The sequence below is a fragment of the Leptolinea tardivitalis genome, from assembly GCF_001050275.1.
Taxonomy (GTDB): domain Bacteria; phylum Chloroflexota; class Anaerolineae; order Anaerolineales; family Anaerolineaceae; genus Leptolinea; species Leptolinea tardivitalis.
In genome coordinates this window covers 331,033-343,443 of record NZ_BBYA01000008.1, presented here as the reverse complement: position 1 = coordinate 343,443, position 12,411 = coordinate 331,033, and the positions used below count along the sequence as shown (strand labels likewise).

Here is a 12,411-nt window from a genome sequence, read left to right as displayed (position 1 = left end):
TGTAGCGCAAAATGAAAACCTTCCCCTGGAAACAGACAGCCGGTCTTTTTTTCTTCATCCTGATTTTCTGGATGTATTTCGCTGGAGTGATCCTTGTACCATTCCACCCGGATGAAAGCACTCAGATCTATATGAGCGCAGATACCAGTCAACATCCATTCGACCTTGTTTACAATCCACCGATGGAAATGAGTGATCGCCTGCGTTACCGCCTGCTGGATTCTCCCATCACCCGGACATTGATCGGATGGGGGTTGACTCTTCAGGGCAAGCACTCCATTCCAACCGATTGGAATTGGTCAACCACATGGATAGCCAATGAATTAGCCGGTGCTCTACCTACCAGTGACGTGTTACTGGCGGCCAGATTTTCTGTAGCGTGGCTTTTTCCCTTTAGCTGCCTTTTCCTCTTCCTTGCCGTTAGACAGATTGACAACAAAGGGTCAGCCCTGATTGCGGTTATTCTCATGGCGTTCAACAGTTTAATTCTTCTGCATACCCGCAGGGCGATGGCAGAAAGTTCCCTGATCTGCTTTTTTTGTGCCTCTCTATGGGTTCTCGTATGTGATCCTTTTAGAACAATCCCTTCTGCACTTTTTTTAGGGTTGGCGGTTAATTCCAAACAGACCGCCATCCCGTATGCAGGTTTGGGAGTATTGACAATCTTTTTTCAAAAAGCCGATTCAATTCGAAAGAAATTTTGGAATCTGTTTCTTTACCTGTTGATACTATTAGTGATTTTTTGCATATTAAATCCGGTATTCTGGAAATCACCCATTGAAGCTGTGACCAAAAGTGTTGACTTGAGGGCTGAATTATCTTCCCGGATGGAAGCGGATTACAGGGTAAATCACAATCCAATGGAACAGGGAATTACGTTATTAGTCCGGGTTTTCTTTCAACCACCTGCCTGCGCCGATGTGTTAAATTACCAGGCAGAAACAAAAAATCAGGAAGATCGGTATTTTTCGCAGCCATTGAACAATCTTACCCAGGGTTTCATCAATGGGACAGGTCTTTTAATATTGACTGTGTTGGGGTATGTGTTCTTAATTCGAAAGTTATCAAACAAGAAAACCACTAACAGATATTCCACAGTCATGTTCTTTGCAATTACACTGGTCAGCCTTGTTATGTTGACTTTCTTTACACCTGTTCCATTCCAACGGTACTACATCATTCTGATTCCCCTGTTCAGTACCGCACAGGCAGCCGCTATAACATCTCTGGGGAAATTGATTTTTCAATCGAAACAAAAAGAGGCTGCCGGGATGGGCAGCCTCCAATAACAATATCAGACTAAAGTTTGATGCGATAGACGCGGTGGTTTTTATACGCCCGGCCGCCTACATTGATCAAATCCTTACGCATCTGGACCGCTGTTTCGGCCACCTGGGTTAATTCGGCGTGCTCAAAATTGAAATCTTCAATAGTTTTCTGCATCTCAGAATAAAGCAATGCTGCTCCGCCGCGTCCGTGGTATTCAGGCAGAACACCGGCGCCATTCAAAGAAACGACCTTGGCCTTTTTCATCTCGATCAGCATGTCAATGATCCCCCAGATGGTGATCTTTCCACCATGCCGCTGCAGGGCAGCTGAAATATCCGGGAAGGCCAGCAGGAATCCAATGATCTTATCGTTGTATGTCATAATCTTGATCAGTTTTGGATTAACCACAGTCAACAGGTTCTCAACAAGCAAGTCAATTTCTCCCTGTGTAAGGGGATAGTATTCCCAGTTGTTGACAAAAGCATTGTTATAAGCATGGCCGATATCATTGGCCATTTTGACAATTTCCCGTTTGTTCTTAAATTTAATTACTTTGAAAGCACCGCGTTCTTCCACCCGGCGTGCAATTTCCTGTGCCTTTTCAGGTAATCGGAAATTCTCGCGAGAGAGATAACAGGAAACAAAATCCACCTCTTTTTCAAATCCGACGGTTTCAACCAGTTTGGGATAATAATCATAGTTGTAATTCATCATGGTCATCATCTGGCGTTCTTCGAATCCTTCCACCAGAATGCCATACCCATCAAAAGCAGAAAAACCTTTGGGCCCTACCAGAGTATCCAAACCGCGATCACGTGCCCAGTCAAATGTGCGCGCAAACAACGCATTGGCAGCTTCCTGATCATTCTCGATATCAAACAGATAGAACTGCGCTTTCTTTGTTTTATGGTAATCATTAAATGACCGGTTCTCCATGGCGGCAATGCGGCCTACCATCCGACCATCACGATAAACGGCAAAGAAGTCTGCATCATTTAATTCATAGAAAGGGTGTTTCTTTTTATTGAGCATTAGCCGAATATCATTGATGAATGGTGGCACCCATTGTGGACAATCTTTGTATAGACGATAGGGGAGCATGACAAAATCATCTACTTGTTTTTTGTTTGAAAGGTCAATTTGCTCAACTGTGATCATTTTTCCTCGTCATGACTGATGCAAAAGTAGAATAAATGCATAAAACTTTAAAAAGTATACACCGATTGAATGAAAAGATTAAGGATAGATTAATATCTATAACCCCAAAAACAAAATGGAGTTATGAATAAGAAATATCATGATTGCTTCTCAAAATGCAAACCAGATACTAACAATTCAATAAACCAACAGTTCGACCGGAGTTCCCACTCCAACACCCAATTCTTGGGCAGCACTGCCGTTGACCACACTGATACATAATCGGTCAGCGCTATCTATAAGTAGAACAAGTTCCCCCGGTTTTCCTTCGGCAAATGTGGTAACCCAACGATCAATAATTTTTTCTGCAATGTGAATACGTGCGCGTTTCGGATCACAACCTGACAGCAACGTATTATCGAAGTTTGTCTCCAGACTTCCAAAGTGGTCGACTGCCCAGATTTCACCGACCCATCCACTACTGGTACGTTCAGTAACAGCCATTGATAGAACAAAAGGATTGGTTATTTCAGGGCCAAAATCTTCCAGGGCGGCTCCAGCAGCCAGATAGGCGGCGGCCGGAGCGAAAAGATCACGGCCATGAAACACCGGGCTCACAGGTTCAAGCCGGAAACGTGGATTCTCTATTTTGAACGCTTTTACTTGCTTCCTGTTTTCTTTTCCCCACTGAATAATGAAGGTAAACAGACCATTGTCTGGACCAATGAATAATTGACGATCAATCCGCATAGCCAAAGCATGTCGTTCCGTTCCTACTCCCGGATCAACAACTGCCAGATGTATCGTGCCAGGTGGAAAATACTTGCAGGATCGGTCCAGTGCCAGGGCGCCCGCCCGAATATCCTGTGGGGGAATCAAATGTGTCAGATCAATGATCTTTGCATTTGGAGCAATACCCGAAATGATCCCCTTCATAATACCCACATACGGATCACGCAATCCAAAATCAGTTAAAAGGGTAATGATGGGATGTTCGTCCATAGCGTTTATAGAGCCACTATTTTTATTTGTATTTCTTTGTCAGTCACCAATGAAAGCAAATCCGATTTTTCAATACCCCCGCGCCATTCTTCAACAGCGGGAAACGCAGAAGAGCAAAAAATCAATATTCGATTCTTTTTTATCTTGCAGGCAAGATCACGGATTTTTCCCCTGTGGGTGCGGTCAAGTCCATCGGCCAACCGTAGAAAGGATGCCAATATCTGTACACGTTTACGGTCAGCGGGATTCATTGATGCAAAATGATCATGAGAAATAACCGGTAAAGCTTTACGATGATAACGAGCAATAGACCCGATAATCAAACGGTTATGATGATCAAATGGCAGCAATTTGGTTTCAAGGATGATCCGCAAAGCCGTCTTGTGATGGTTTTTCCATCCTTCCACCCATCCAATGTCATGCAGGATGGCCGCACATTGCAAAATGAATCGGTCTTCATGCCTCAGATGATGCCATTCTGCCAGTTCATCGAATAGACGTAAAGTCAATTTTGACACGTGAATCACGTGTTCATATTCAGATTCACACGTTTTTGCCAGGTCGATTACCTGAGAAAGAATGACATCTTCTTCGGGATTGGTCTCATCAGGGAAAATCATGATTGCTCTTCTGTAACTTTTTTTCGGCGGGGGGCGGGTTTCTTTACAATCTCGGTCGGTTGAACAACTTCTCGGGTTATTTCCACTTTCTCTTCAGGAGTTGATATTGGCAACGCATCAGCTTGATCCTGGTCTTCTCTTCTCTTTTCTTTTGAGTGGTTTTCTTTTTGAATATCATCCAGACTGATACCGCGGCGAGTCATTTCAGCGTATTCAACCGGAAGACCGGCTGCATTTTGAGCTTCGGCAGCTTTCTCTACATCATAATCAATCCGAAAGAAATCCACTTCCACCTTATGCTTTTTTATGGATAGTACGGCATATGATGCCCGCGGGTCCCCGTCAAATGGCCGGCCGACGCTGCCGGGGTTAATAAAAATAGATCCTCCCGCAAAACGCATGAAGGGTTCATGGGAATGTCCGCAAAGAATGATGTTGGCATGAGCTTTTTTGGCCAGATCGCGTAACCGTTCCTGCGGTGTCTCATCGTTTAATGCTTCATCAATGGCTTCTGGACTGCCGTGACAAAAGAGGACTTTCCAGTTTTTTATTGTCTCACGATGATTTTCAGACAAACTTTTCAAGTAGTCAATGCTTTTTTTTGAAAGTTGTTCATAAGACCAGTGGAATGAAAACCATTTCTCAGGGACCTTGGTATTTTTCCACTCATCACTTTTTTCTGGAACTTTCAGTACCTTCTGGTCATAATTACCAATGATGCTGATGGCTTTATGTTTCTTAACCAGCTTTATTACTGCATCCGGCTTTGCACCAAAGCCAGTGAAATCTCCCAGGTTCCAGATTTGTTTCACTTTCATTTCTCCGGCATGGGCTAGAACTGCCTCCAGTGCTGGCAAATTGCCATGAATATCAGAAAGCAATGCAACTTTCATGTGTTTCCTCCGCTTTGTACCGGATTATTTTGAGATAAAGGAATATTTTCCTTTTTATTAAAAAAGGGAACCTGCAGAACCTGGAATAAATTTTCCCAGACCTTTTCAGTTTTCCAAAGATACCATTTTTCAATGAATTCCTTATACTGTTCTTCCCGATTCCCCTGTTTCAACGATAGCAGATAATTAACACCGGGAATGAAGTGATTGGAGTAGCGATCACGGCCAAAATAAGCCAGAGTTTTCTGATGCTCCTCCTCCACAAAGCCTGGCAAGAACTGAATCCAGACATCGCAATCATGGATAGAACCCAGCAATTCCTGAGCAGTACGCATGATGGCCAATGTGTTTTTCAATTCGTTGGCATAAATAGAAGAAAAACATTCCATCGTGTACCGCAGATTTTTTCCGGCAATCCGCATGGCATGAAGGTCAGCAACGTTGGCAGGATCTTGAATACTTTCCTCATAGGAAGAAAATGTTTCAAATGCCGAATGGATTGTGTCAAAAGAACGTTGATACAGGGCTGGAGTATATAAATAGATATCTGAACTTCGGGCAGCGGCTCCTTCAAATGCCGCCCGCATCTCTTCTGCCACCCCGGAATGCTCATAAGCTGTCAACCGCTTTAATAACCGGTCTTGTATTTTGTTTCGTTTCTGTTTTAGACGAAGCAATAACCTCCGTATCCCCGGACCAAATTGAGGATCAGGGATATTTTTCAGGATGTGAGATATGGAATCAATCTGAACATCTGTATCTCGGGCAGCCCCCAGTGCACTGGTGAGTCCATGAATTTCCTTCTCCCAGATCACTCCACGTTTGGCAGGAAGACAATCCTGAAACACGTCCAACACGGCGCGCATTCGTCGTGTGGATACACGCATCCTATGGACAGCTTCAATATCCCGCTGTTTTCGAACACCAGGAATTTCAGATGAAATAACATCCAGTTGCTTTAAGAACAGGCCAGCGGCATAAATGCGGATGCTTTCTTCCGGTTTTTGTTTCACCAGCTTCTCCTCAAAAAACCGCCAGCCTGATCGAATATATTGATTACATACCGGTTTTATTCAGGTAATCGTTCAAACAGGTTCTTTATCTGGGCTTTCAAATCCCCAAAGACCGCCTGTACAGAACGGGTAGCATCAATTGTCACAAAACCGAATTCATCTGACATCTTGTCAAATTGCTCGATCAGTTTTCCCTGATAGATGACAAAGCTGTCAAAAATATTATCGGCACAGCGAATATCCATTCCTGATTCCCAGTAGTCAAAACCACGGCCGTGAACTAATCGGGCAACCAGCGAATCCACGTCAGAACGCATATAGATTACCAGATCAGGTTTAAGGGCAAATCCATAAATTGACCTTGCCCGATCCGGGTCAGCACCTCGCACAATATCACGAGCAATAATAGAAAAGAAATACCTGTCTGAGAGCACAACAAAACCGGCTTTCAAAGCAGGTATGATCTGGTTTTCCAGCCGGTCGGCAAAGTCAGTGGCATAGAAAAGACTCATTGTTAATGGACTGAGCGTATGACCATTCTTTGCAGATTCCAATCCTGCCTGGGTTAACGGTGACCGGTGAAGTCCAGTATCGCTAACAGCATACCCTTCATCTTCCAGCCAGCGGCGCAGCAACTGTATCTGGGTCGAACGACCGACACCATCGGTTCCTTCGAGTACGATCAATTTCCCTTCGAGTTCTTTGATAGGATTATAGGGGAAACCAGCTCCGTAAAAATCAACTGAATGCATCGTTACCTCCCCTTATGCCACAACCGTTGAACGGCGGCGAGAACGAACCAATGGATTTGGCAGCCCTTCCCAACCACGTAAAATGCGGGTCACCAGTTGTCGAACAAGTTTTTGTTCTTTTTGAACAGATTCTGTTCCATCTATGACGGTCATGCCAAATTCATCAACCATTTTCTCGTACTCGTCGATAACCCGTTGTTGAAATAGTCGGAAACTTGTAACCTTGTTATCCGACAGACCCAGGTCCATGCCAGCCTCATAATATTTGATCTTGGCACGGCTTGATAGGATGCGGTCCACAGCTACATCCAACGGGACGCGGAAATAGAGGGTAAGGTCAGGCATAGGAGCAAAGGAATACATGCTGCGTACCCAGGCCGGGTCAACTCCACGAGCTACATCGCGGGCAAATGCCGTGAAGGCATACCGGTCAGCCAGAACGATTCCGCCAGCCTTCAACAAAGGGAAAATGTATCGTTCCCAGCGATCGGCAAAATCCGTGGCTGTCATCAGGCTGAAAGTGGTGGGGGTAAACATCTTCTTCTCTTTCGCCATCCGCGAGGTCGATTTCACCAGTTCTGAACTATTCCATTCACTGAAATAGACAGAATGTCCTTTAGAAAGCAGCCATTTGTGAAGCAGATCGATTTGCGTTGACTTGCCGCTGCCGTCAATTCCTTCAACGACTATCAGTTTTCCTTTATAGTTGCCAGTAGATAACATCCTTCTCCTGCCTTATAGTTTGGAAAGAAGTTTTATTATTCATTATATAGCAATGAAAATTATTCGTTTTCTTCTTCGTCTGCCGTGTCCATCTCCATCAATTCTCCGGTAGTGATGAACACGGTACGTTCACAGATGTTGGTCACGCGATCAGCCAGCCGTTCCAGGTTATGAACCACCCAGAGGAGCAGGTTGATTGATTCGATCAACCGGGGATCGGCGATCATTTCATTAACCAATTCACTGTAAATCTCATTATATAAGGCATCGACGGCATCATCTTCTGCCGGTATCTTGCTGGCTGTGCGAGCATCTTCATTCACAAAGGCGCTCAGTGCGCGGTGGAGCATCCCTAACCCAAGTTCTCCCATTTGCTCAATTTCTCGGATGGGTATGGGCAGTTCAGCATCACCCAGACGCATGGTCACCTTGGCAATACCTTTGGCGTAATCACCCATGCGCTCCAGTTCTGTAATGATTTCAAGTATGGCGGCCAGTGTACGTAAATCGCGCGCCATCGGCTGTTGTGTTGCTATTGTAATGATGATGGCATTCTCAATGGCAAACCGCTTCTCATTAATCGTTTGATCATCATCATATACCTGTCGGGCAGCATGTATATCCCGATTTTTAAGAGTGGCAATAGCATTGAATGTGGCCTGTTCTACCATACTACCGAGTAATAAGACCTCATCCAGCAGCTTCTTTATCTGTTGGGTTAATACTTCTCGCGTCATAGATTCACCTGGCTCTCTGTCACCCGAACTTTTATCCGTACCGCCCGGTGATGTAATCTTCCGTCCGCTTGTCTTGCGGGTTGGTGAAGATGTGGCTGGTTTCACCGTATTCTACCATGACCCCTGCCCGGTCTGAATCCATGGTAAAGAAAGCTGTGTAATCGGATGCGCGGGCAGCCTGCTGCATATTATGGGTGACGATGATTATGGTATAGTCCTTCGAAAGTTCGCGCATCAAATCTTCAATTTTTAATGTGGCAATCGGGTCAAGTGCTGAACATGGTTCGTCCATGAGGATGATGTCTGGTTTCACCGCCAGCGCCCGGGCAATACACAGCCGCTGCTGCTGCCCTCCTGAAAGTGACAACCCTGATTTCTTCAAATGGTCTTTGACTTCATCCCACAGGGCAGCCTGTTTCAACGCCTGTTCAACCGGTTCACTCAAGTCGCCTTTCATACCATTGATCTTCAATCCCCAGGCTACATTATCAAAAATCGATTTTGGGAACGGATTGGGCTTTTGGAAAACCATACCAATCTTCTGCCGAACCTGGACGGGGTCAACGTCTTCGTCATAAATATTATGTCCGTGAAATGTTATCTTTCCGGTGACATGACAATTGGGTATGAAATCGTTCATCCGGTTGAAAGAGCGCAGAACCGTGCTTTTCCCGCATCCTGAAGGGCCGATAATGGCCGTAATTTGATTGGGAACGATTTTCATATCTACATTCTTTACAGCACGAAAATTACCATAAAAAATGCAAAGGTCTTCAGCACTAATAATGGGAGGCTTTGTTTGTGTTTGATGATCGATCATGAAATCCGCCTGGTAAAGCGGTTGCGCATAAGGATGGCAAACGCATTAAGAGATAAGAGTAAGACTAATAATACCAGAATGGCTGCTGCCGCGATATTTCTGAATTCGTCTTGTGGACGTGTTGTCCAGTTATAAATCTGGATTGGCAGCGCTGTAAACCGGGAGAACACACTGCTTGGGTCGCGGTTGATGAACGAAGAAGCTCCTACCAGGATCAACGGAGCCGTTTCACCAATAGCTCTGGATATTGCAAGAATAGTACCGGTAAGAATACCGGGAAGAGCCGAAGGCAAAACATGGTGCCAGATGGTCTGCCATTTGGTGGCACCCAACCCATAGCTTGCCTCTCGAAGAGATCTTGGTACAGCCCGGATGGCTTCCTGTGCGTTGATAATCAGGATGGGCAATATCAACAAAGCCATGGTCAATCCTGCAGAGAGGATCGTTCTGCCGCCGGTCTCACCGCTACCGAGAAAACCACCTCCGGTAAAGTAGCCCAAGCCACGGACAAATATGGCCAATCCCAAAATCCCATAGATGATGGAGGGCACTCCGGCCAGGTTATCGATATTGGTTTGAATGATCTTGTTGATCCGGTTGGATGCCGCATATTCTTCAAGATAGATCGCAGCTCCAACACCGGTTGGGAAAGCCACCAGGACGGTGATCAAAATGATCCAAAGAGAACCGAATATGGCCGTGCGTACCCCGGCCAGTTCCGGCGTGCTTGACATACTTCTGGTGATGAATTCAGGGTTCAGCCAGGAATGAAATTCCACATGCCCATTCGGGTACTTTTCGGCCGCTCTGGCCATGATTTCATTCCTATGCAGAATTGATACATCCAGATGATAACTATCCACCACGGTAGGTTTGACTACTTCTGCAATGACCAGATCGACCAGGTCCGCCTGGCTTCTAGCAGTAAAGGGCATATCACGATCAATGGTCTTGTATCGATTGCTTGTGAGATTTTTCTTCAAGATTTTGATCAAATCCTGGCTGCTTAACTGTTCCAGCGGCACCGAAGATATTTTTTCGGGTTCCACCGTGTTTTTCAAGACAACCAGACCGAATGCCTGATTAACTATACTTAAAATAAGGATAGCCAGAATAATAATGGCCGCTGCCGTCGAGGCATAAAAAATCGTCCGCCAGATTTTACTATCACGGTGTCTCTTTTGTAGATTGGTATTACTTTCTCCGGCAAGATCAGTATATTCATTCATTCGTATACCTCACGGTATTTTGCAGAAAGTCTGCGGCTAAGAATATTTAACCCGAGGGTTACAAGGAATAACACCAGCCCTATGGCAAAAATACTGTTGTAATCTGGAGTGTCATAACCCACATCACCACCGCTGATACGAGCAATATACCCCGTCATGGTTTCTGCGGCCTTGAATGGATTAAAAGTGAAATTTGAGCCAGACCCGGCGGCGATGGCCACAATCATTGTCTCACCGATGGCTCGCGAAATGGCAATAATAAAAGCAGCAATAATGCCAGAGAGGGCGGCAGGAACCACAATCTGTACCGCTGTTTCCAGACGGGTACTTCCCAATCCATAGGCGGCTTCTCGCAATGAACGCGGAACAGCCGTAAGAGCATCTTCACTCATTGAACTTACCAGAGGAAGAATCATGATCCCCATGACAAGACCGGCAGAGAGTGTGTTGTAAATTTCCACATTCTGTTCGCCAAAAATACCCCGCAATACCGGCGTCATGAACGTGAGTGCAAAATAACCGTAGACTACCGTCGGAACACCTGCCAGTATCTCCAGGATAGGTTTTAATACACTGCGCGCTTTGGATGAAGCATATTCGCTAAGAAAAATGGCGGCACTCAACCCCACGGGCAACGCTACGATCATGGCAATCAACGTGGTCAACAGGGTAGATGTAGCCAGCGGCAAGATACCGAATTCCCCTATGGAAGGCTGCCAACGGGTGTTTGTAAAGAATTCAAGCAGACTGACATCTGGATTGGCAAAAAACAGGAGAGATTCTTTTCCCAGTTCAAATACAATTCCGATGGTTGTCAGTATCGACACAAATCCACAAAAAAATAAAAATCCCTGAATGAGGATTTCATTCCAACGTTTTTTCTTGCGAAGAAATTCAGGAACCCGTGAAGCTGGTTTGATTTGTACCGTGCTTAGCGTATGGTTCATGATCTGTTCACGCATGTTTTTCCATTCTTCAGACTTGGGCTGGCCTGTGTTTCCACAGACCAGCCCGGAGAAATTATCTATCTATAAATCAGGTCTTGCCGTTGTTTTGTTATTTCAAGGCATCCAGTAGAGCCTGTTTGGAAGCATTCAGAGCTTCATCACTGGCCGGGAAATAACCAACCTTGTCGATAACTTTGTCAACATTGGTCAGGTAGTAGTTGATGAAACCGGCAACCTGGGGTTTAGCTTTCAGGATGGCTGCATCAGAGTAGATGAACAGCGGGCGGGAGAGCAGATACTTACCAGATTCTGCAGTCTCAAAACTGGGTGCAATATCGTTGATGGAGATGGCATTCAGGCGGTCTTGTTGTTGCTGGTAATAAGCGAACCCGAAGTAACCAATGGCGTATTGATCGCCTTCCACACCCTGCACAAGGACATTGTCATCTTCGCTGGCCTGGGTATTCTTGGCATTGAGCAAAAGTTTCTTGGCATCATCCAGCTTGGCAAGTTTCTGGGGTTTCTGGATAACAAATTCAGCAAAGAAGTCAAAGGTGCCGCTGTCGGTTCCGGGAGTAAACCGTTTGATAGGCTGGGCAGGCCATTTTGGATTGACATCAGACCACTTTTCAGCCGTGGTGAAGATTTTGCCCAATTCTTCGGTGGTAACGTTTTTCAGGAAATCATTTTTCTTATTGACGACAATGGTGATCGCATCTGTGCCTACACGGAAGGCAATCGGGTTGCGGGCGGGATTTAATTTGGCGCAGTTGGCTTTTTCTTCGTCCTTGATTCCACGGCTGGCATTGGCAATATCGGTTTCACCGGTCTTGCAGAACCGTTCGAAACCACCACCCGTTCCGATGATGTCATTCTTGATCTCACCGGTATAACCATCCTGTACAAAAAGCTCCTGGATGGCTTCAGACAGAGGTCCCACTGTTGAAGAACCAGCGGAATAAATATCACCTTTTAATTTGGACGGATCAACTTCTGGAAGTTCAACTTCTTTTACTGCTGCTTTTGTTGGTTCGGCGGCTTTGGTCGGTTCTGCGGCAGGAGCAGCAAAAACCGGTGAAGCCGGGGCAGTGGCAGTCAGGAACATACCAATGGCCGCAAAAAGGGAGACAAAAATCATCAATTTTGAACGCATATCTTTACTCCTTTGGATTGTTTTCATAGCCATTATCATAACCAGTCATGTTTAAGAAGGCAGGAAGGCAATGTTAACAAATGAATAAGGAGTGTTTAGGATCCCGTAAATTGTTA

The 12,411-nt window shown here is 45.3% G+C and carries 13 protein-coding genes; 1 reads left to right on the top strand and 12 read right to left on the bottom strand.

The features are described 5' to 3' along the window. The first annotated feature begins 11 nt into the window (after positions 1-11). Entirely contained in the window at positions 12-1,289 is a 1,278-nt protein-coding gene (locus LTAR_RS05620; protein WP_062421205.1) for an ArnT family glycosyltransferase, read from the top strand. A gap of 10 nt (positions 1,290-1,299) precedes the next feature. On the opposite strand, the gene LTAR_RS05615 is transcribed toward LTAR_RS05620, so the two are convergent. From LTAR_RS05615 to LTAR_RS05560, 12 genes are all read right to left on the bottom strand, one after another. Further along, entirely contained in the window at positions 1,300-2,427 is a 1,128-nt protein-coding gene (locus LTAR_RS05615; protein WP_062421204.1) for a hypothetical protein, read from the bottom strand. Between the two features lie 177 nt (positions 2,428-2,604). Next, entirely contained in the window at positions 2,605-3,408 is an 804-nt protein-coding gene (locus tag LTAR_RS05610) for an SAM hydrolase/SAM-dependent halogenase family protein (RefSeq protein ID WP_062421203.1), read from the bottom strand. A gap of 5 nt (positions 3,409-3,413) precedes the next feature. Then, the gene (locus LTAR_RS05605; protein WP_062421202.1) at positions 3,414-4,028 is read right to left on the bottom strand and encodes an HD domain-containing protein; all 615 of its coding nucleotides are present in this window, start codon (positions 4,026-4,028) and stop codon (positions 3,414-3,416) included. Next, positions 4,025-4,921, bottom strand: coding sequence for a metallophosphoesterase family protein (locus LTAR_RS05600; protein WP_062421201.1), 897 nt, complete (start codon positions 4,919-4,921; stop codon positions 4,025-4,027). Before LTAR_RS05600 ends, LTAR_RS05605 begins: the two co-directional genes overlap by 4 nt. Continuing rightward, entirely contained in the window at positions 4,918-5,934 is a 1,017-nt protein-coding gene (locus tag LTAR_RS05595) for a CHAD domain-containing protein (protein ID WP_062421200.1), read from the bottom strand. The genes LTAR_RS05600 and LTAR_RS05595 overlap by 4 nt, the downstream gene beginning before the upstream one ends. Before the next feature lie 56 nt (positions 5,935-5,990). Then, positions 5,991-6,686, bottom strand: a complete 696-nt coding sequence (locus LTAR_RS05590) for a dTMP kinase (protein WP_062421199.1) — start codon at positions 6,684-6,686, stop codon at positions 5,991-5,993. A 12-nt stretch (positions 6,687-6,698) separates the two neighbouring features. Beyond that, complete coding sequence (tmk, locus tag LTAR_RS05585) at positions 6,699-7,409, bottom strand: dTMP kinase (RefSeq protein ID WP_062421198.1); 711 nt, start codon at positions 7,407-7,409, stop codon at positions 6,699-6,701. Between the two features lie 59 nt (positions 7,410-7,468). Further along, positions 7,469-8,146: a phosphate signaling complex protein PhoU gene (gene phoU, locus LTAR_RS05580; protein WP_062421197.1), complete on the bottom strand. Its 678-nt coding sequence runs from the start codon at positions 8,144-8,146 to the stop codon at positions 7,469-7,471. 31 nt (positions 8,147-8,177) lie between these two features. Continuing rightward, on the bottom strand, positions 8,178-8,966 hold the full coding sequence (gene pstB / locus LTAR_RS05575) for a phosphate ABC transporter ATP-binding protein PstB (RefSeq protein WP_062421195.1): 789 nt from the start codon (positions 8,964-8,966) through the stop codon (positions 8,178-8,180). Then, positions 8,963-10,195 carry a phosphate ABC transporter permease PstA gene (gene pstA, locus LTAR_RS05570; protein ID WP_062421194.1) on the bottom strand — a complete coding sequence of 411 codons (1,233 nt, stop codon included), beginning with the start codon at positions 10,193-10,195 and terminating at the stop codon, positions 8,963-8,965. Before pstA ends, pstB begins: the two co-directional genes overlap by 4 nt. Continuing rightward, positions 10,192-11,142, bottom strand: a complete 951-nt coding sequence (gene pstC, locus LTAR_RS05565) for a phosphate ABC transporter permease subunit PstC (protein WP_139044448.1) — start codon at positions 11,140-11,142, stop codon at positions 10,192-10,194. The genes pstA and pstC overlap by 4 nt, the downstream gene beginning before the upstream one ends. Before the next feature lie 109 nt (positions 11,143-11,251). After that, on the bottom strand, positions 11,252-12,295 hold the full coding sequence (locus tag LTAR_RS05560; RefSeq protein ID WP_062421189.1) for a PstS family phosphate ABC transporter substrate-binding protein: 1,044 nt from the start codon (positions 12,293-12,295) through the stop codon (positions 11,252-11,254). Positions 12,296-12,411 lie beyond the last annotated feature (116 nt).